The organism is Aureimonas fodinaquatilis, assembly GCF_008369445.1.
Classification (GTDB): domain Bacteria; phylum Pseudomonadota; class Alphaproteobacteria; order Rhizobiales; family Rhizobiaceae; genus Aureimonas; species Aureimonas fodinaquatilis.
Genome location: NZ_VTWH01000001.1, coordinates 581124 through 601214, shown reverse-complemented (window position 1 = coordinate 601214; position 20091 = coordinate 581124). Strand labels below are relative to the sequence as shown.

Genomic DNA, 20091 nt, shown 5'->3' with positions numbered 1-20091 from the left:
TCTGCCATTCTGTCCAGCCACATTTTGAAACATAACGACATTTCATGGGCATGGTTTAACCGCAGGGTGTTCGTATGCTGGCTCCATACCAACCACACGACATAACGGAGCAAGACAGATGAAACCCTCTTCCAGACTCGTTGCCGCAACACTTGCAGTCGGAATGATCCTGCCCGGAGTTGCATTTGCACAAGCCGCTGGCCCCAAACCCACCCCGCCGCATGCTCAGGCGCAGGCTGACGGCCAGCATAACTGGAAAGGCAACCGCGAAAAGATGCGGGGGCACCAGCAGGGTGGCCAGTCCGGACTTTGGGCGGTATCAACCCGACTGGCCGCTGCTGAACTGGCGCTTGGCATCACACCGGAGCAACAGGATGCTTGGCGCGGGCTGACATCAGCCGTGATTGCCTATGTTGAGGCCGGACGTCCAGGCCCTGCCCGCACGGGTGAAAGCGCCCCTGAATCAGCCGATACTTCGGCCGATGGCCTGGCAACCTCGCGCTCTTTCCAGCGGGTAGAGCGCATGCTGGAACGGCGCGTTCAGCAAGGTCAGGCAGCGCAAGAGCTGCAGGGCGCTATCACAACTTTGGCCGCGCAATTGACACCGGAACAGACAGAAACGGCAGAAAGACTGATCCGTGAGCTGCCGCGTCCGGGCGGCAAACATGGCCGGCATCATGGCCGGGGCTAAGTCAGCAAACTTTTTCTAACGCCTGACCATTCCATTCAAAACCAACCTTTTCGCCCTGCCGCACATTCTGCACCAAGGCAGGGCGAAATGCCGCCACACACTCGCCACCCTCAAGGCGGGCAGATGGATACAGAACACCATTGCCACCCTCTGCCCGGATTTTGCGCGCCAGCGCCTGCCCTGCAGGATAGGCAATTGCCGGCTCGGGGTGCAGGCAGGTCAAACCGGCCATGCCGCGCACATCGTGGAACTGGCAGGTGAACCCGGCAAGCAGTTGCCGATAGCAGACAAACTCATCACTCGCCCCCGCCTCGCGAAGCGCACGGGCAATGTGAAAACCCACCTCAGCCTCTGCCACGCTTGCTGCCAGCGGCCCAATTCCCGCATACCAGCAACCCCGATGCTCATCATTGAAGCGATTGCCCGGCGGGCGGGCATGGCAGAAAGCAGCGTTGATGAAGGTGAAGCCATAGCCGTAGGTCGCGTTCAAAAGCTCGGCGGGGTCAACATCCACCGGATGCGCCTGGTGGCCAATGCGAGCCGAGGTCAGCCCCTCAAGCTTTTCAAGAATGGCCAGCTCCGCCTCACTGTCGACCAATGGGGCCAAGGCAGGCTCGTCAATATAGGCAGTTGCGATCAGACGCACGGTTGCCGGATCATGAAATTGCGTCACTGCAATCATAGGCCACCACGCAGGCCATCCAGATAATGCCGGGTGCGCAGCATTGCAGGAATGCCGCCCGAAATCATGAAATCCACCGGGCTTTTCCCCGCAAACAGTGGGCCGGTGTTGGGCGCTGTCGGCCAGTCCGTCACCATATGCCGGTTGAACAACAGCCGAAGCGCCTTGAACATTCCGACAATCAGGCTCGCACGGGTCAGCTTGTCGCGGTCCAGACGGCCGGCAAAGCTTCCCGCCTTCATCCGGTTCCATGTGGCAATCGGCACATCGAACAAGGCCGCGGCCTGCGCATTGGTCAGTTTCCAATGAGCACAGGCCCGCACAACCGCCTTCACGGCAGTGGCAGTGGTATCACTTTGCACCGGGCCGGGGTTCAAAACCGGCAATGTTTTGGGAGTCATTGCTGACCTCCATGTTTCTGATACAAATTTTCATATCATATGATACATACTTGACGCAAGCGTGGCTTGCTGCAATGCGAGGGTGACAGGTTGCGCAGGGGTAATGCAATGGCGGGTCTCAAGGGAATCCTCTTTGACAAGGACGGCACATTGCTGGACTTTGATGCCACGTGGGCACCGGCAACCCATGCTGTTCTGGAAGAACTTTCAGCCGGCCAAACAAAATTGTTTGAAGCCATGGCGGCGGCATGTGGGCTCAACCTCAACACCATGCAGTTCCTTCCCGGCTCCCCCATTATTGCAGGCGATACGGCAGACTACGCGCCCGTCTGGGCAGACCTTCTCGCTTGTCCGTTTGATACGGATTTTGAAATGCGCATCAACGCGCTGTATCGCAGCGCCAGTCTCTTGTCGCTCAAGGGCTATGATGATGTTGCGCCCGCAATCGCAACATTGGCAAAGGCCGGGTATCAAATCGGCATGGCGACCAATGACGCGGAATCCACCGCCAGAGCGCATCTGCGCGCGTTGGGGGTGGAAGAACAGTTCAGCTTTGTTGCTGGCTATGACAGCGGCTATGGTGCCAAGCCAGCACCCGGAATGGTGCTGGCCTTTGCCGATTTTCTGGGTGTCAAACCAGAGCAGATTGCCCTGATCGGGGATTCCACCCATGATATGGACGCGGCGCGCGCCGCAGGTGCGCATGCCATTGGCATTGCCCGCACCCCTGCCGCCCGCGATGCGTTAAACGGCCATACCGACATAACGGTAACGGATCTGCAGGGGTTGATTGACGAGGTTACAAACCGCGTCTGGTAACGGCGTAAGCGCCCTCACCCAACAGCGCAACAGCGGCCAGCCCGGCAATCCACAGGGCCAGAAATTCCCAGCCACCGCCCGGATTGGTGAAGAAAAAGCCCGCCGGGCCATGCACGGTGACCACAGCGCCCAGCAGGATCGGTATCAGGGCCAGCGCAGCAACGCGCGCATGATAGCCCAGTATCAGCGCAATGCCGCCGATCAGCTCAACCGCAATGACGATATAAGCCAGAAAGCCCGGAAGACCCAGGCTGCCAAAAAACTGGGCTGTGCCAGCGGGCGTGAAAAAAAACAATTTCAGCCCTGCATGCGCCAGAAACAAAATGCCGAGTGAAACCCGCAAAATCGTGGCCGCATAAGGCGCCGTGCGTTGATCAATCATGACGAAAATCTCCAAAATTTCGAACTGCTGCCAACATCCTCCCTGTCATTCTGTTTGAAAACATGCAATTTCTGCATATACGCTCACACCATGAGATGGAGGCGACGGTGCCGGATCAATTGCGCAGCATGGAAGTGTTCGTCAAAGTTTTGGCCACGGGCAGCTTTTCTGCGGCTGGCCGCTCTTTGCGTCTTTCACAAACCATGGTCACCAAACACATCGCGGCACTGGAAGAACGCATAGGCGCACAGCTTTTGCGCCGCACCACCCAGCGCGTTACGCCAACGGAGGCGGGGTTGCGCTTTGGCGAAGCCTGCGAGCGAATTCTTGAAGAGGTGCGAGAGGCGGAGGCAATGGCCGCCTCTGACCGGGTGGAACCGCGCGGCACTTTGCGCATGAGCGCGCCATTGTCTTTTGGTCTGCGCGAGTTGACCGGCCTGATGCCGCACTATCTGCGCCAGAATTCTCAGGTGACGCTGGATCTGGACCTGAATGATCGGCTGGTGGATATCATGGATGAAGGCTTTGACATGGCCGTGCGCATTGGCCGGTTGAAGGAGTCCAGCCTGAAGGCCAGAAAACTGGCGCCCTGCCACCTTCTATTGTGTGCCGCACCCGCTTATCTGGCAGAATTTGGCACTCCACGCCGGATCAGTGATTTGTCAGAGCACAATTGCCTTGGCTACACCCTCTCTTCCACCCTCGGCTCCGGCGAATGGTTTTTTGGGCAGGATGGCGAAGTGCCGGTTCGTATCTCGGGCAATTTTCGCGCCAGCAGCGGCGATGCTGTTACCACAGCGGCTGTGCAGGGACTTGGCATTGTGTATGAGCCGACTTTCATCGTCGGCGACGCCATAAGGTCCGGGCACTTGCAGGTGATTGAGCTGGAGGCAAAGCCAGCGCAGCTTTCCGGTGTCTATGCTGTGTGGCCAGACACCCGGCATCCATCAGCCAAAATTCGCAGCATGATCAATTATCTGGTCGAGTGCTGGGGGTCTGCTCCTCCGTGGGACCGTCACTTACCCACACCCCTGGTGTGAAGCTTTATAATATTTCTGCATCTGTTCACACGAATAATAAAGCGCCACCTATAGGACAACCGTCTTACACGAAGGATTTTAGCCATGCCCCCAGTTGAACACTCGTCTGAAGCGCCTCTCAGCATAGGCAAGGTCGCACTTGCAGTGCGCGAGCCGGATCTGGTTGCAGCTTTCTACCGCAACATTGTCGGCCTTGCAGATCTGGGCAAAGGCGATGAGGGCATATTGCTGGGAGCCGGCAATGTGCCACTTCTGGAGCTGGTGGCGCGCCCCAATGCCAAGCCGGATGACCCACGCGAGGCCGGACTGTTTCACACCGCATTTCTGCTGCCCGATCGCCGCGACCTTGCAGAATGGGCGGCGGAAGTTGGCATTCGCCGCCAGACAGCGATTGAGGGTGCTTCTGACCACATTGTCAGCGAGGCATTTTACCTGACCGACCCGGAAGGCAATGGCGTGGAAATTTACGCGGACCGCCCCGCAGCTGAATGGAACTGGGTGAATGGGCAGGTGGAAATGGCCACCAAACGGCTGGACATGAACGGGCTGTTGAACGAGGTGGACCTGTCTGCGCCTGATTGGGAAGGCGCGCCGGAAGATACGGTCATAGGCCATATTCACCTGCGCGTTGGCGATCTGGCGGAAAGCGATAAATTCTATTTGGGGGATGCCGGTTTTGAATTGGCCACCACCTATCCCGGCGCGCATTTTCTGTCCACCGGCGGGTACCACCACCATATTGGCACCAATGTCTGGCACAGCGGCGGTTCCGGCCCCAGACAGGACCGCACCGGCCTGCTATGGTTTGAAGTGCTGGACAAGAGGGACGGCGCAAAAGCCGCCGAGCTGACCGACCCGTGGGGCACCCCACTGAGGTTTGTCACCCCTTCGTAAACACCTGCCCATTGCGAAATGCAATGTAGCCCGTGTCTCCGGCCCGCACTTCGATGCCGGGCCGGACATCAAATTCCAGATCTTCGCCACCTTTCGTCTGCGCAATCAGGCGTCGGCTATCCGGCCGGTCCAGAACCCTGCGCACCGTAACGGTCAGACCGCCCGGCGCATTAGACCAGTCTACGTCCCTTGGTCGTACGAACAGTTCTCCCGGGCCATCTGCCACGCCGCTGGCTGGCAAAGTCAGGTCACCAATTCGCGCCTGTCCATTCACAACATCCACTGACAGCCGGTTGGAATCGCCCAGAAACTCCATGACAAAAGACGAAGCCGGACGCCGCGTCACCGCTTCCGGCGTGCCACGCTGCACAATATGTCCTTCGTTCAAAATCACCACTTCATCCGCAAGGTCCAGAGCTTCTTCCTGATCATGCGTTACAAACAGCGTGGTTATGCCCAGTTCGTCGTGAATTTCCCGCAGCCACCGCCGCAGATCACGGCGAACCGCCGCATCCAGCGCGCCAAAAGGCTCGTCCAGCAACAGAACACGCGGTTCCACCGCCAAAGCGCGAGCCAGCGCCACACGCTGCCTTTGCCCGCCGGAAATCTGGTTGGGGAAACGATCGCCCAGTCCGCTCAGGCGCACCAGTTCCAGCAACTCGCCCACCCTGCGCGCAACATCCGCCTTGTCTTTGCGCCGCTGCATGCCAAAAGCAACGTTTTCCGCCACGCTCATATGGGGAAACAGCGCGTAATGCTGAAACACAAAGCCAACCCCGCGCTTCTGGATCGGGATCTGCGTTGCATCCACATCATCAAAGATGATGCGGCCATCATCTGGAAATTCCAGACCGGCAACCATGCGCAGAATGGTGGTTTTTCCGGATCCGGAAGGGCCCAGCAATGCAACCAGGCTGCCACTGGCAATTTCCAGCGAAACACCGTGCACTGCGCGAAAGGTCCGAAAGGTCTTGGTTACATTTTCAAGGCGAATCTTCATTTGGCCAATCCTTTAGGAGCAAACGCGCTTTCCATTTTGCGGTTGATGCGCCCGGCACCACGGGCCTCCAGAAGCACTTTGATCAGCAGTGTCACCAATGCCAGCACCGTTAGAATTGATGCGGCGGCAAAGGCCCCGACAGTGTTGTAGTCATGGTAGAGCAGTTCGATATGCAGTGGCAGCGTGTTGGTCTGGCCACGAATATTGCCGGAAACCACCGAAACCGCGCCAAATTCGCCCATGACCCGCGCATTGCACAGCACCACGCCATAGAGCAGTGCCCAGCGAATATTGGGCAGCGTAACCCGCATGAATGTGCGAAAGCCGCTTGCCCCAAGCGACACCGCCGCCTCTTCCAGGTCACGCCCCTGCGCCTGCATCAGCGGTATCAGTTCCCGCGCAACAAAAGGCGCGGTCACAAACATCGAGGCCAGCACAATCCCCGGCAGGGCAAACAACACCTTTATGCCGGAATCCATCAACATGGCACCGAACAGACCCTGCAGGCCAAACACGAACAGGTATGAAATACCTGCAACTATTGGCGAAATCGAAAACGGAATTTCAATCAACACAATCAGTGCCCGGCGGCCCGGAAACTCGAATTTGGTGACCGCCCATGCCGCGGCTATGCCAAACAGCGTGTTGATCGGCACGGCAATCAGCGCCGTCAATCCGGTCAGCAGAATGGCATGCAGCGTGTCCGGCTCGGCGATGGTTTTTGCAAAATAGCCGACGCCCAGCGAAAAAGCCTGCGTGAAAATCACCGCCAGCGGCAGAACCAGCAACACCAGCGCCGCAAGCAGAACCGCGGTTATGATAACCCTGCGCAGAACCGGCCCTTCACCAATGCGTGGCAAACGATGCTCCGCCATGGCTAGCCCCTTTCCATATAGCGCAGGGCGCGGGCCTGCATGACATTGGTGATTGCCAGCATGACGAAGGCGGTGATCAACATCACCGAGGCGATGGCCGCCGTGGCCGGATAGTCATATTCCTCCAGCCGGATGAAAGCCAGAAGCGCGGTAATTTCGGTATAGAATGGCTGATTGCCAGCGATGAAGATGATGGCGCCAAACTCGCCCAGCGATCGGGCGAAGGACAATGAAGTTCCGGCCAGAAGCGCGGGCATCAGCAATGGCAATAGGACCTTGCGGAAAATACGTCCATCGCCAGAGCCAAGCGACAGGGCGGCTTCTTCCAGTGCAGGGTCCAGATCTTCAAGCACCGGCTGCACGGTGCGCACGACAAAGGGCAGACTGGTGAAAATCATTGCCACCATGATGCCCAGCGGTGTGTAGACCACTCTGACGCCGATGGCCTCCAGCGTGCTGCCAAGCCAGCCATTGCTGGCAAACAGGCTGGTCAGCGCAATACCGGCAACGGCTGTGGGCAAGGCAAATGGCAGGTCCACCATGGCGTCCAGCAACCGCCGCCCGGGAAAGCGGTAACGGGTTATCACCCAGGCCAGCCCCAAACCGAAAACAATGTTGACAGCAGTGGCAACCAGCGCCGCCAGAACCGTAATCTGATAGCTGGCAACAGCACGGGGAGAGGAAATGATGCGCCAATAGGCTTCCGGCCCAAGGCTGGCGGCTTTGAAAATCAAGGCGCCGAGCGGCAGGCACACAATCAGTCCCAGATAAATCAGGGTTACCCCGAGGCTTAGGCCAAGCCCCGGCAATACACGACGCGACACGGGTTATTCGCCCTTCTAAACGGAGACAGGCACTCCGGCAGAACCGGAATGCCCTCCAACTGAATGGGTGCTGCGTCTATACTAGCGGCTGCCGTACAACTGGTCGAGCTTGGCACCGGAAGCAAAGTGCTCTTCCTGAACCTTATCCCAGCCACCAAACACATCATCCACGGTTACAAGACGAACTTCAGGAAAATCTGCGGCAAATTTTTCGGCAACGGCTTCATTGTGCACGCGGTTGCCATTTTCCGCCAGAATTGTCTGGCCTTCATCGGTGTAGAGATAGTCGAGATAGGCTTTTGCCAGCTCTGTCGAACCGCGCCGCTCGGCCACCCGGTCAACCACCGCTACCGGAAATTCTGCCAACAGGCTCACAGACGGCACAACAGTGTCGAACCGGTCGGTGCCAAATTCCTTTTCAATGCCGCGGGTTTCCGCCTCAAAGGTGATCAGCACGTCGCCGGTTTCACGCTCGACAAAGGTGGTGGTGGCAGCGCGTCCGCCCGTGTCGAACACCGGCACATTGTCAAACAAGGCGGCAACGAACTCATCCACCTTGGCCTGATCACCACCAAATGCCTCATTGGCATAGGCCACGGCAGCCAGGTAGGTGTAACGCGCATTGCCGGAAGTTTTCGGATTGGGGAAAATGACCTGAACATCCTCACGGACCAGATCGCCCCAGTCGTTGATGTTTTTCGGGTTGCCTTCCCGCACCAGAAACGCCGGAAGCGAATAGAAAGGAGAGGCCTGATTGGGGAATTTCTGCTGCCAGTCGGCAGCAACGAAACCACCCTTTACCAGCGCGTCAATGTCTGTGACCTGATTGAAGGTGACGACATCAGCCTCCAGACCTTCCAGAATGGCGCGGGCCTGCCGCGATGAACCTGCATGAGACTGGTCAATCGTCACGTCCTTGCCGGTAGCCTGCTTGTAGCTGGCAGCAAAGGCCGGATTGACGCTGGCAAACAGCTCGCGGGCAACGTCATAGGAAGCGTTCAGAATCTTGTCTGCGTCCTGCGCCTGTGCGCCGGTTGAAACAAGTGCGGACAATGCGAGGCTCAATAGCGCGGCTTTTTTCATCGGGCGAGGCTCCTTCAAACCTGATGGCTCCTTTATCGCCCGGCGTCCAGCCCGGCTCCAGACGCAAGCTTGTCGTCCGAAGCACAAAAGCCGAACCAAACTTTCGCAGATTCCGCCGGGCGTAGTTTTTTTGTTCGCCCGCCCGATTGCGCAGTTTCAAAGCCTGAAAGCTGCCGCCCGGCGATGCCCTTCCAATCCCTCGCGCGCGCTCTGACGCACGGCATGGGGGGCAACTCTGGCAACACCTTCCTCATTCAACCATTGATGCGTGCAAACCTTGAGGTAAGAGCCAACCCACAGCCCACCCGTGTATCGCCCTGCCCCCATTGTCGGCAGCGTGTGGTTGGTGCCGCAGCATTTGTCGGAATAGACCACGCTGGCATTGGTGCCGATGAACAATGAACCATAGCTGGATAGTTTTTCCGCCAGTCCATGCGGATCCTGCGTGTGCAGCTGCAAATGCTCGGCGGCAATCCAGTCTGAATAGTGGATCATGGCCGCCTCATCCGCCGCCAATGCAATTTCGCCGTAAGTTTCCCATGCTGGGCGGGCCACTGCCGCGGTGGACAGTGTGGCCAGCTGGCGTTCCACTTCAGCCACCACCTCCCTGCCCAGCCTTTCACTGGTGGTGATCAGTCCAACGCGCGTGCGCACGTCATGCTCGGCCTGCGCCAACAGGTCTGTGGCAATCATTGCCGCATCCCCCGTATCATCCGCCAGCACATAAATTTCGCTCGGACCTGCCAGCTGGTCAATGCCAACTCTGCCAAAAACCTGGCGCTTGGCCTCGTTAACATAGGCATTGCCGGGGCCAACGATCTTGTCAACCGCAGGAACTGTTTCCGTACCATAGGCCATGGCAGCAATGGCCTGCGCGCCCCCCACCCGGAAAATGCGTGTCGCGCCGGACAAATGGCAGCCGGCAACCATTGCCTCATGCGCGGTTGGCGGCAGACAGGCAATGATTTCAGAACACCCGGCAACAACAGCCGGAACAATGGTCATGACCGGGGCCGATAGCAGCGGATAACGCCCGCCCGGCACATAGGCACCAACGCGGCGAATCGGAATGATCCTGTGACCAAGATGCAGCCCCGGCAAGGTTTCAACCTCAAGCGGCAGCATGGTCTGGCGCTGCGCCTCGGCAAAGCGGCGCACCTGCTCAATGGCAAACTCCATATCCTCGCGCGCTTCCGCATCCAGCCGGGCCACGGCCTGTGCCTTGTCTGCCTCGCTGACCTCAAGCGAATCCGGCGCCATGCCATCAAAACGCTGCGAATAGGATGTCAGCGCCGCGTCACCATCACGCGCAACATCTGCCACCACCTGCCGAACTGTGGTTTCAATTTCGCTGCCATCGACCTTGGCGCTTGCCAGTGGCGCTTTGATATGGGTGATGCCTGACGACAGAGAGGTATCGGAGCGCGGTGACGACATGGTGAAATCCAACTGACAATGAGAAGACAGCCATTGCTTGGCACCCAATCCACCGGCTGCCAATCCGCCCGAAGGCACATGTTGAATATCCTCACCAGAGGGTGCAAATTAATGTTTGATATTTGTGCAGTGCAATTTCTGCCTGTGCAGAAAGCAACGGGAACTGGAGAAATGCGATGTCTGCCATTGGCCAGGGATTGCGGGAAATGCGCAGGCGCAGGCAGCTTTCCACAAGGCAGCTTGCGTTGCGATCAGGCATTTCGCACTCAACGATTTCGCTGATTGAACGCGACCGCCTCAGCCCATCCGTGGATACGCTGAGCGCTATTCTGGAAGCGATGGGCGCCACCATGAGCGGCTTTTTCTCGCAACTGGCGGCGACCACGCATTACTCGCCCTTCTATCGGGGGGATGATCTGCCGGAGGCTGGCCGGCCCAACAGCATTTCCTACCGCATCATCGGCATAAACCACCCCAATCGCAGTCTGTTGATGCTGCATGAAACCTATGCGCCCGGCGCAGACACCGGCCAGCCCTTCAACCACGCAGCGCAGGAGGCCGGAGTGGTTGTGGAAGGCGCAATTGAGCTGACCGTGGGCAGTGAAACACAGGTTCTGGAAACCGGAGACGCCTATTACTTCGACAGCCAGATGCCTCACCGCTTCCGCAATTGCGGCAATGGACAGGCCCGTATCATCAGCGCCGTCACGCCACCCACCTACTAGTTTCGCTGATATTTTGCGCGGTGCAAGATCAAAAACCGGGCAATATGGTGCGGTGCTTTGGATAGAAAATTCAACGGGCGGTTTTCGAGGCTGCGCTTGAAGGCTTCTTTGTGGTTCAGTTGGCGCATGGGCTGAACATGAGGAGACGGATTTTCCATGAAGAAACTCACACTTTGCGCCTTGGGCGGGCTCATTGCCAGCGCGCTGGTTTCCACCGCCAGTGCACGCGACCTGACTGTTGTGTCATGGGGCGGCAATTATCAGGATGCCCAGCGCGAAATCTACTTCAAGCCTTTCGCAGAAAAGACCGGCAAGCCTGTTCTGGAAGAATCCTGGGATGGCGGCTATGGCGTTATTGCCGCCAAAATGGAAACCCGGCCGGCCAATTGGGATGTGGTGCAGGTTGAGGCGGAAGAACTGGCGCTGGGCTGTGCCGACGGCCTGTATGAAACGGTTGACTGGAATGCACTGGGTGGTGAGGACAAGTTCATTCCCTCGGCGGTTAATGAATGCGGCGTTGGCGCCATTGTCTGGACAACAGGCCTTGGTTACGATGCCGACAAGCTGACAACGGCGCCGCAAAGCTGGGCAGATTTCTGGGATACGGAAAAATTTCCCGGCAAGCGCGGTTTGCGCCGCGGCCCGAAATATGCGCTGGAATTTGCCTTGATGGCGGATGGCGTGCCAGCCAAGGATGTCTATGAAGTTCTGGCCACCGATGAAGGTGTGGATCGCGCCTTCAACAAGCTTGGCGAGATCAAGGGCGATATTGTCTGGTGGGAATCCGGCGCGCAGCCGGTGCAGCTTCTGGCCTCTGGTGAAGTTGTTATGGCCACGGCCTACAACGGGCGTTTGTCCGGTATCAACAAGACAGAAGGGCGCAATCTGCAGATCGTCTGGCCGGGCAGCATCTATGCCGTGGATAGCTGGGTTGTGTTGAAGGATTCGCCCAACAAGGATGAGGCCTTTGACTTCATCAAATTTGCCAGCGAGCCTGAAAACCAGTCCAAACTGCCGGAATACATTGCCTATGGTCTGCCAAATATCGCAGCCGGGGAAATGCTGTCGGCAGAGGCTGCGGCGGAGCTGCCAACCGCTCCACAAAATCTGGAGGGCGCAATCACGCTCGACACAGAGTTCTGGATTGACAACATTGAAGAGTTGAACACACGCTTCAATGCCTGGCTGGCCCAATAAGCCGGGGTTAAAAAGGACGGCGCGGCAATGCGCCGTCCCCAAAAATGATAATGGAGCATCCGGGCCGCATGATTGAACGCTCATTTATTCATCTGGAAAATGTTTCGAAAAGCTATGGCCCCATGCAGGTGGTTGAAGGGCTGGACCTGCAGGTGAAAAAGGGTGAGTTTCTTAGCCTGCTTGGCCCCTCAGGCTCCGGCAAAACCACAATTCTGATGATGCTGGCAGGCTTTGAAAGCATCACATCGGGCGCCATGTGGCTGGACAATCAGAAAATCAACGAGTTGCCGCCGCACAAACGCGGTATGGGCGTGGTGTTTCAGAATTACGCGCTGTTTCCGCATATGAGCGTGGCGGAAAATGTAGCCTTTCCGCTGCAGATGCGCGGGATGGGCAAAGCGGATATTGCGGCAAAAGTAAAAACCGCGCTGGAACGGGTGCGGCTTTCGCATCTCGGTGACCGCAAGCCCTCGCAGCTTTCAGGCGGGCAGCAACAGCGTGTGGCTTTGACCAGGGCGCTGGTGTTTGAGCCGAAGGTCATTTTGATGGATGAGCCTCTGGGCGCGCTGGACAAACAGCTTCGCGAGGAGATGCAGCTTGAAATCCGCGAGTTGCATCGCCGGCTTGGCCTGACCATCGTGTTCGTCACTCACGATCAGTCGGAAGCGCTGACCATGTCTGACCGAATTGCCATTTTTGACAAAGGCAAGATTGCCCAGATTGGCGCACCGGCGGATGTTTATGACCGGCCACAAAACCGGTTCGTTTCGCAATTCATTGGCGAAACCAATCTTCTGGAAGGCGTGGCAGCCAGTGATGGTGCGGGCAATCTTGTCATTTCCATCAACGGTGAAGGGGCTGATCCCGGACCTGTGGTGACCACCCACGCGTCAGAGGCATCGGTGCGGCCTGGCAAGGTTGCGCTGTCCATTCGCCCGGAGAGACTGGTGCTGAACCGGTCGGAACCACATGCCAACCGGCTGTCGGCCGTGGTGCAGGACGCTGTGTATCAGGGCGACCATATACGCCTGCATCTTGCGGCAGAGGGCCTGTTGCTGGTTGCACGGGCTGAACGCGCCTCAGGCAGTTTTGAACCTGGGCAGGCGGTGGAAGTTTCCTTTGATCCTGCCGACTGCGCGGTGTTTGCAGCATGAACGCGGTGCCGCTCTCCTCCCGCCTGCGCGCAGGGCTTCTGGTTCTGCCAATGGCGCTGTTTCTGGCAGTGTTTTTTGTCTGGCCGCTATGGACCATGACCACGGTGGCCGTTCGGGATGACGCCATGGCCGGCGCCCTGCCGCGCACAATAGCCGTGATTGACGCGTGGGACGGCAATGCGCCGCCCTCTCCCGAAATTCAGACGGCTTTCATGACCGATCTGCGCGAAACCGACAACTCCACGCTGGGACCAGCGGTGCGGCGGCTGAACAGTGCGGTTTCCGGTTTTCGCACATTGATGGGCAAAACCCAGCGCGAAGCCCGCGAGATGGACCCGACTGCCCCAGTCGACATGGTGGCAATTGACAGCCGGTGGGGCGAACCCGCTTTCTGGGCTGCCATACAAACTGCAGCCTCGCCCTATACTGACCGCAACCTTTTGGCGGCGGTGGATCTGACACGCAATGATGCGGGGGAAATTGTTCGGGCACCTCCCGGAAGCTCGGCCAATGGGCTGATCATCTGGCGCACATTTTCCATCGCCGGCATTATCACGCTGGCCTGCGTGGCCATCGGCCTGCCCTATGCCATGCTTGCGGCTTCCGTAACCGGCTGGAAACGCACCGTGCTGCTGCTTGCGGTGTTGCTGCCCTTGTGGACATCGCTGCTGGTGCGCACCGCCGCATGGTTCATCCTGTTGCAGGATCAGGGGCTTATCAACCGGTTCCTGATCGATATCGGGCTGATTTCCAGCCCGTTGCCGCTTATATTCAACCGCGCCGGCGTTATCATTGCCATGACGCATGTTCTGCTGCCCTTCATGGTGCTGCCAATCTTTTCGGTGGTTAACGCCATTCCCAAGAACCTCATGCCGGCGGCGGCCTCAATGGGGGCAACTCCATTGCGGGCCTTCTGGCGGGTGCTTCTGCCACTCAGCCTGCCGGGCGTGCTGGCAGGCTCGTTGCTGGTGTTCATGGTGGCCATTGGCTACTACATCACGCCGGCGCTGGTGGGCGGGCCAAATGATCAGATGATCTCCTCCATCATCGCATTCTACGCTCTGCAAACTGCCAATTGGGGCATGGCGGGCGCGCTCGGCATCATTCTGCTGGCTGTCACGACCGTGCTCTACATCGTCTATAACCGGCTCTCGCGCGCTGGCTCACCGGTGGGGGCGTAAACATGCGTGTTGCGCAAACCATTTTCGGCATTGCCATTGTCGCGTTTCTGCTGCTGCCACTGGTGGCAATTCTGCCGCTGGCCTTCACATCGTCAATTTTCCTCAACTACCCGATCCCGTCTTTCTCCACCCGCTGGTTCAGTGAACTGGCAACGGCAAATGCCTGGCGTTTGTCCATCGTCAACAGCCTCATCATCGGCAGCGGAGCTACATTGCTGTCTGTTGTTCTGGGCACGCTGGCGGCTTTGGGCCTTTCTGGCCGAGCGCTGCCCTTTGCGGGATTTTTTCGCACGGTGTTTCTGTTGCCAATGGTGGTTCACGCAGTGGTGCTTGGCGTTGGCCTGCAAATTTCCCTGTCCAGAATCGGGCTGGCCAGCACCTATCTTGGCGTTATTGTTTCCCATGCCGTGCTCTGCGTACCCTTTGTCGTGGTCAGCGTGTCCACCGCACTCGCGGGCATAGACCGCACAACACTGCGCGCAGCAGCCAGCCTTGGCGCCAACCCTGTCACCGTGTTTCGCCGTGTCACCATGCCGCTGGCCATGCCCGGCATTGTCACCGGAGCGGTGTTTGCCTTTGCCACATCACTGGACGAAGTGGTGCTGACGCTGTTTGTTGCTGGCCCCAACCAGCGTACGCTGGCACGCCAGATGTTCTCTTCCATCCGCGAAAATATCAGCCCCGCGGTTGCTGCTGCGGCTCTGCTGCTGATCGTCGGAACGCTGCTGCTGGCAGCATTGGCGGCGCTGTTGCGCTGGCGACAACAAAGAGCGCTCGTTACAAGCTAACAAGGTACATGAATTGCATATAAATCCGGTGTAGGCCGCTATTGGCAACACACCGCATCAGAAAGGACGTTCAATGTCATCGGCTCTTCCCAACTCCGTCTACGCGAGAGACGTTGAGTATATTCTTCACCCGGTCACCAACGCACGCAAGCATGAGGAAGTCGGGCCAATTGTCATTGACCGTGGCGAAGGCATTTATGTCTACGACGATCGAGGCAACAAATATATTGAGGGAATGGCCGGGCTGTGGAGCGTTGCCGTGGGCTTCGGCGAAAAGCGCATTGCCGATGCAGCCTACCGCCAGTTGCAGAAACTGCCTTACTATCACACCTTCAGCCACAAGACGAACGCGCCATCTGTTGATCTGGCTGAACGTCTGGTGAAAATGACCCCGGCCAGCGTCAACCGGGTGTTTTTCACCAATTCCGGGTCCGAAGCCAATGACACCGTCGTCAAGCTGATCTGGTACTACAACAATGCACGTGGCAAACCGCAGAAAAAGCGGTTCCTGGCGCGGACCAACGCCTATCACGGCATTACCATGGTGTCCGGCTCGCTCACCGGCCTGCCAGTCAACCATCGCGATTTTGACCTGCCGATCATCCCTGTCACGCACCTGACCTGCCCGCATTACTGGCGCAATGGTCTGCCGCAGGAAACCGAGGCGCAATTTACCGACCGGCTCATTCAGGAGTTGGAAGACACAATTGCCAAAGAGGGCGCAGACACGATTGCCGCCTTTATCGGTGAGCCGGTCATGGGCGCTGGCGGCGTTATGGTGCCACCGGAAGGCTATTGGCCGCGTGTGCAGGAAATCTGCCGCAAGAACGATATTCTGTTGATTGCCGATGAAGTTATTACCGGCTTTGGCCGCGTGGGAACGACATTTGCCTGCGAGCATTTCGGCATTGAACCGGATGTGCTGGTGACATCCAAGCAGATTGCCTCGTCTTATGCGCCGCTGGCCGCGGTGATCATGTCAGACGCGATCTATCAGGTGATTGCCGACAACACCGCCAAAATCGGCACGCTTGGTCATGGCTTCACCACCACGGGGCACCCTGTTTCCTGCGCCATTGCCAATGAAAATCTGGCAATCATTGAAGAGCGCGGCCTTATTGAAAACGCCAGAGTTTCAGGCGCGGTCTTGCAGGAAGAGCTGGCAAAGTTTCGTGACCACCCGCTTGTGGGCGAAGTGCGCGGCATCGGGCTGATTGCCGTGGTGGAACTGGTGGCAGACAAAGCCAACAAAACACGCTTTGACCCGGTTGGTAAAGCGGGCGCAATCCTGTTTGCCAAAGGGCATGAGCATGGGGTGATTGTGCGCGCCATGGGCGACCAGATTGCGTTCTGCCCGCCGCTGATCATCACGACGGACGAAGTGCGTGAAATGGTCAGGCGCTTTGGCGCGGCGCTGGAAGATACCTATGCTGCACTTAAGGCAGATGGCGTGATCTGAACAAAAAGCGGGCCGGAATTGCTCCGGCCCGCTTTCCATATCAACCTGTATGAACTCAATTATCAGGCAGCGTTCAACCCTGCTTCATCAACTCCGCAAAGATTGACGACCAGACCCAGCTGCCGCGCCAGTTCTGCCTTTGCCAATGCGCAACGGTCCGCATCCCCGGCACTCAGGGCATAGGCAACCTGAATGTGGTTAGCCTTGTGCTTGGCCATCATCTGATCGCGGTTCACACCTGTCAGAACGCCGTGCATCATCGGCCATTCTTTATTGGTCAGGTTCCAGCGCCGCTGGGTTTCCTCGTCCGGCAATGCAATGGCGCGTCCGCGACCAATGTCGATTTTCAGAACGCCATCTTCAATAAACACCCGCGACCAGACAATTTCACCCGGCTTGGCAACACCACGCAGGGTGCCGCCGCCAAACGGGAAAAACATTGGCGGCTGGCGCATGCTGTCGCTGCCTTTCCATCCGCCTTCGTGGTGTGCGGGTGGTGCAGCGCCTGAAATCTCAAAGGTCCAGACAAATTCGTCGGTGGAACCGGTCGGGTCAAAGTCGCCCCAACGCAAATCATGCAAGGTGGTTTCCACCGGCTGACCAAGCGCTCGGTGAATGCGATTGGTCATCACCGCGTCGAACCCCGCGCATTCATCCACCTCGTTGAAATGAACGATCGCCTCGCCTTGCCGGATAACCTTGCCGGCCGCATTACGCACATCGGGCCTGTCATCATTGTTGAGAATGCCCTCAACCAGATCCGATGCCGGCAGCAGGTCTTTCAATCCCTGCTGGTACTGAATGCCAATGGCCTCACAGCCAAAAGTGTCGGCCAGCCGCACCGCTGCAATGTACATCTTGCACTGGGTCAGCACCTGATCTTCGGTCAAATGCTGCGCCGGGTCTGTACCAAGATGGAAGGTCATGCCGCGTTCCAGCATGGCATCATAAACTGCGCGCGCGTCCGCATCGCTAACCTGAGTTGTCGCGTGATACAAAGTGGACTGCGACAGACGCTCCTTGAAAAAACCCAGCGGCATCAGCAGTTCATCCGGCACAATGGCATTGTACATGCCCATGCAGCCTTCATCAAAAACGCCAAGAATAACCTTGTTGCGCCTGAAATCATGCGCAAGGCGGTCTGCAAGTTCGGCAATGTCAGCCTTAACCCCGGCTCCGGTGTAAGCAGAAACATGGCTGACATCATGCACGACCGGTTGCCCATTCAGCCAGGCACGCAGTCGCTCGGTGAAATAGTCGTCTTCAAAGGTTTCGCTCCAGAGCGTGGCATAATCCACCCCGGCCTTTGTCAGCGAACCATTCAGATTGAGCATGCCAACAAGGCCGGGCCATTGCCCGGACCAGTTGGCCACGGTGAGAATTGGCCCCTTGTGACTGGTCAGTCCGGCCAGCACGTGATGGGAATATTGCCAGACAGATTCGGCAATGATCACCGGCACATTCGGGTCCAGCACCGCAAAGGCATCCATGCCTTCGCGCTGCGATGCCAGAAAGCCATGCTTTTCTTCCGCCTTGTAAGGATGCCCGCGCCGGATCTCAAAACCCATGGACGCGACGACTTCGCCCAGTTTTTCTTCCATAGCCGACTGTGCCGGCCAGCATTGAACATTGGCGGATGGTCGCAAATCACCACTGGCGAACAGAACGATTTCCTTGCCGGACATTTGTGTAACTCCCTCAAGACATCGACCCGCCCTGATTGATTCCCGCAGGTCGTTGCTACCTTTAATTCAGTCTGACAAAAGAGCGAAATGCTTTTCGTATTTATGGAGCGCCTTCCCTTGATCAACCGACCACGGAAAGCGCCCCAGACACCTCAATTAAATGAGGTTTCACATCTGAATCGTGTTCTCTTCAAATGTGAATGCCGTTTGCTTAGAAAACAGAGATTCACTCAACCGGCCAGACAGATTGCAGCTTTTCGCCCGCCAGAAGCCTGTCACGTGCGCTGGCCTCGTTAGCACCCAGCGCATCCGCTGCGTCTGCAACATCGCGCAGCCTTGCCTTGGGAATGCAGACAACGCCGTCAATATCGGCAAAGATGACATCGCCCGGCGAAACAGTGACCCGGCCGATTTTCACCGGCACCTGTGAACGTTTCGGCTCTTTTTTGCCGGTTACGCCAACCGGGCTCGGCTCTGTGCCGAACAGCGGATAGTCCAGTTCCTTCACCTGCGCCAGATCGCGCACTGTTCCGTTGACGATGGTGGCGGCCGCACCACGTGTCTTGGCGCCGCTGCTCATCAGTTCACCGGTGCATGAACCACCTGCGCAAGATGCCTCGCACACCAGAACCCCGCCCTTTGGCGTGTTGTCGATGGCATGGTGGTAAACATCCTGCGGCTCTCCCTTGCGGTCTGAAGGCTCAAACTGCACCGTTACGGCCGGGCCGCAGACAATGGCGCCGGGGGCCAAGGAACCATGCAGGGAAATGCCTTCCAGATGCCCCCAGAGGCCCAGATGCTCCATGCTGTCATGGACATCGCCGGAGTACCATTTTTTCAGCCGTTCAATGGATGCCCAGTCGGTATCGGAATAATCGAAATCAGTCATCTTTGCCTTCTTTGCGATTGGCGTTTTCAATGGCAACACGCAGATAGGCTGCGCTGTTGTCGATCTGGGCGCGCATCAGCGCCTTGGCTCCAGCCTCGTTGCGCGCAACAATCATCGCGTAGATATCGGCATGCTCAACATAGGCTGCCTCCAGCGACTTGCTCGGCACGCGGCTTGTTACTCGAATGACTTCGGTGATCAGACCCGACAGATTGTCGTAAAAGACAGACAGGATCTTGTTGTCGGTTGAATGCACCAGCGCCAGATGAAACGCAGCATCGGCCTCGATGAAGCCGGCAAAATCCTGCGTGTCCCGCGCAACCCGCATGCCATCCAGCGCTTGCTGCACTTCATCCCGCAGGGTGCACTCGCCAGACGTCAGCAGCCCCACCACCTCGGTTTCAATCATGCGGCGAGCAACCATAAGCTGAATGAGATAGGCCGGATCACCGGCAAACAATTGCCGTACGGTCACCGCCAGTGTGCCCATGAACTCGTCCACATCATCGCGCACCACAGTTGTGCGCTCACCATGGCGTCTGCGAACCAGCCCCTTGGTTTCCAGAATCTGCATGGCCTCGCGCACAGAGCGGGTGGATACGCCAAAATCGCGCGAAAGCTCACTCTCCGACGGCAGCTTTTCGCCAATCGGCAGGTTACCTGAAAGAATCTGCTCTTCCAGCGCAGCAACAACTGACAGATGCAGCTTGTCGCGATTGCGCGGCAGTTTGAAACTTCCTGCCTCAGCCATTCCGATACCAACTATTGTGTAAGGGCATCTGCCCGGTGTTCACAGCAACTTTGCCTTTCGAAGAATCAGAAAGGCTTTTCAGTCCTGTGTTTGAACGCAATTTCAGACGCAAAACGGTTCCCCCCACTTCATAT

The 20091-nt window shown here is 57.7% G+C and carries 21 protein-coding genes; 10 read left to right on the top strand and 11 right to left on the bottom strand.

Annotated elements, in window-relative coordinates; genetic code table 11:
- The first annotated feature begins 118 nt into the window (after nt 1–118).
- Nucleotides 119–691 (top strand): Spy/CpxP family protein refolding chaperone, encoded by a 573-nt coding sequence (locus tag FPY71_RS02940; protein ID WP_149297470.1) that lies wholly within the window; start codon nt 119–121, stop codon nt 689–691.
- Between the two features lies 1 nt (nt 692).
- Here the strand turns inward: FPY71_RS02940 and FPY71_RS02935 are convergent, their stop codons facing one another.
- Entirely contained in the window at nt 693–1373 is a 681-nt protein-coding gene (locus tag FPY71_RS02935; RefSeq protein WP_149297468.1) for an RES family NAD+ phosphorylase, read from the bottom strand.
- Complete coding sequence (locus FPY71_RS18640; RefSeq protein ID WP_149297466.1) at nt 1370–1774, bottom strand: antitoxin Xre-like helix-turn-helix domain-containing protein; 405 nt, start codon at nt 1772–1774, stop codon at nt 1370–1372. The genes FPY71_RS02935 and FPY71_RS18640 overlap by 4 nt, the downstream gene beginning before the upstream one ends.
- Before the next feature lie 108 nt (nt 1775–1882).
- On the opposite strand from FPY71_RS18640, the gene FPY71_RS02925 reads away from it, so the two are divergent.
- Nucleotides 1883–2593 (top strand): HAD family hydrolase, encoded by a 711-nt coding sequence (locus FPY71_RS02925; RefSeq protein ID WP_149297464.1) that lies wholly within the window; start codon nt 1883–1885, stop codon nt 2591–2593.
- On the opposite strand, the gene FPY71_RS02920 is transcribed toward FPY71_RS02925, so the two are convergent.
- Nucleotides 2574–2975: a DoxX family protein gene (locus FPY71_RS02920; protein WP_149297462.1), complete on the bottom strand. Its 402-nt coding sequence runs from the start codon at nt 2973–2975 to the stop codon at nt 2574–2576. The genes FPY71_RS02925 and FPY71_RS02920 overlap by 20 nt on opposite strands.
- Before the next feature lie 107 nt (nt 2976–3082).
- Here FPY71_RS02920 and FPY71_RS02915 point away from each other — a divergent pair, with 107 nt between their 5' ends.
- Both FPY71_RS02915 and FPY71_RS02910 read left to right on the top strand, forming a co-directional pair.
- Nucleotides 3083–4015 carry a LysR family transcriptional regulator gene (locus FPY71_RS02915; RefSeq protein WP_149297460.1) on the top strand — a complete coding sequence of 311 codons (933 nt, stop codon included), beginning with the start codon at nt 3083–3085 and terminating at the stop codon, nt 4013–4015.
- Nucleotides 4016–4099: 84 nt separating this feature from the next.
- Nucleotides 4100–4909, top strand: a complete 810-nt coding sequence (locus tag FPY71_RS02910) for a VOC family protein (RefSeq protein ID WP_149297458.1) — start codon at nt 4100–4102, stop codon at nt 4907–4909.
- Here the strand turns inward: FPY71_RS02910 and FPY71_RS02905 are convergent.
- The 5 genes from FPY71_RS02905 to hisD all read right to left on the bottom strand — a co-directional run bounded on the left by FPY71_RS02905 (nt 4896) and on the right by hisD (nt 10128).
- On the bottom strand, nt 4896–5909 hold the full coding sequence (locus FPY71_RS02905; RefSeq protein WP_149297456.1) for a sulfate/molybdate ABC transporter ATP-binding protein: 1014 nt from the start codon (nt 5907–5909) through the stop codon (nt 4896–4898). The two genes, FPY71_RS02910 and FPY71_RS02905, sit on opposite strands and share 14 nt — an antisense overlap.
- The gene (gene cysW, locus FPY71_RS02900; RefSeq protein ID WP_149297454.1) at nt 5906–6784 is read right to left on the bottom strand and encodes a sulfate ABC transporter permease subunit CysW; all 879 of its coding nucleotides are present in this window, start codon (nt 6782–6784) and stop codon (nt 5906–5908) included. Before cysW ends, FPY71_RS02905 begins: the two co-directional genes overlap by 4 nt.
- Nucleotides 6785–6786: 2 nt before the next feature.
- A complete protein-coding gene (gene cysT / locus FPY71_RS02895) occupies nt 6787–7608 on the bottom strand; it encodes a sulfate ABC transporter permease subunit CysT (RefSeq protein ID WP_149297452.1) in 822 nt (273 codons plus the stop codon).
- Between the two features lie 81 nt (nt 7609–7689).
- Nucleotides 7690–8691, bottom strand: a complete 1002-nt coding sequence (locus FPY71_RS02890) for a sulfate ABC transporter substrate-binding protein (protein ID WP_149297450.1) — start codon at nt 8689–8691, stop codon at nt 7690–7692.
- A gap of 156 nt (nt 8692–8847) precedes the next feature.
- Nucleotides 8848–10128: a histidinol dehydrogenase gene (gene hisD / locus FPY71_RS02885; RefSeq protein WP_149297448.1), complete on the bottom strand. Its 1281-nt coding sequence runs from the start codon at nt 10126–10128 to the stop codon at nt 8848–8850.
- A 176-nt stretch (nt 10129–10304) separates the two neighbouring features.
- Between hisD and FPY71_RS02880 the strand changes: the two genes are divergently transcribed.
- From FPY71_RS02880 to FPY71_RS02855, 6 genes are all read left to right on the top strand, one after another.
- Complete coding sequence (locus FPY71_RS02880; protein WP_149297446.1) at nt 10305–10853, top strand: cupin domain-containing protein; 549 nt, start codon at nt 10305–10307, stop codon at nt 10851–10853.
- Between the two features lie 156 nt (nt 10854–11009).
- Complete coding sequence (locus tag FPY71_RS02875) at nt 11010–12050, top strand: ABC transporter substrate-binding protein (RefSeq protein ID WP_149297444.1); 1041 nt, start codon at nt 11010–11012, stop codon at nt 12048–12050.
- A gap of 68 nt (nt 12051–12118) precedes the next feature.
- Nucleotides 12119–13204 carry an ABC transporter ATP-binding protein gene (locus FPY71_RS02870; RefSeq protein WP_149297442.1) on the top strand — a complete coding sequence of 362 codons (1086 nt, stop codon included), beginning with the start codon at nt 12119–12121 and terminating at the stop codon, nt 13202–13204.
- Nucleotides 13201–14385, top strand: coding sequence for an ABC transporter permease (locus FPY71_RS02865; protein WP_149297440.1), 1185 nt, complete (start codon nt 13201–13203; stop codon nt 14383–14385). Before FPY71_RS02870 ends, FPY71_RS02865 begins: the two co-directional genes overlap by 4 nt.
- A gap of 2 nt (nt 14386–14387) precedes the next feature.
- Nucleotides 14388–15173: an ABC transporter permease gene (locus FPY71_RS02860; RefSeq protein ID WP_149297438.1), complete on the top strand. Its 786-nt coding sequence runs from the start codon at nt 14388–14390 to the stop codon at nt 15171–15173.
- A 73-nt stretch (nt 15174–15246) separates the two neighbouring features.
- A complete protein-coding gene (locus tag FPY71_RS02855) occupies nt 15247–16632 on the top strand; it encodes an aspartate aminotransferase family protein (RefSeq protein WP_149297436.1) in 1386 nt (461 codons plus the stop codon).
- 62 nt (nt 16633–16694) lie between these two features.
- Here FPY71_RS02855 and FPY71_RS02850 read toward each other — a convergent pair whose 3' ends face one another.
- The 3 genes from FPY71_RS02850 to FPY71_RS02840 all read right to left on the bottom strand — a co-directional run bounded on the left by FPY71_RS02850 (nt 16695) and on the right by FPY71_RS02840 (nt 19957).
- Nucleotides 16695–18317: a fucose isomerase gene (locus FPY71_RS02850; RefSeq protein WP_149297434.1), complete on the bottom strand. Its 1623-nt coding sequence runs from the start codon at nt 18315–18317 to the stop codon at nt 16695–16697.
- Nucleotides 18318–18543: 226 nt separating this feature from the next.
- Nucleotides 18544–19206, bottom strand: coding sequence for an RraA family protein (locus FPY71_RS02845; RefSeq protein ID WP_149297432.1), 663 nt, complete (start codon nt 19204–19206; stop codon nt 18544–18546).
- On the bottom strand, nt 19199–19957 hold the full coding sequence (locus FPY71_RS02840; RefSeq protein WP_149297430.1) for a FadR/GntR family transcriptional regulator: 759 nt from the start codon (nt 19955–19957) through the stop codon (nt 19199–19201). The genes FPY71_RS02845 and FPY71_RS02840 overlap by 8 nt, the downstream gene beginning before the upstream one ends.
- Nucleotides 19958–20091 lie beyond the last annotated feature (134 nt).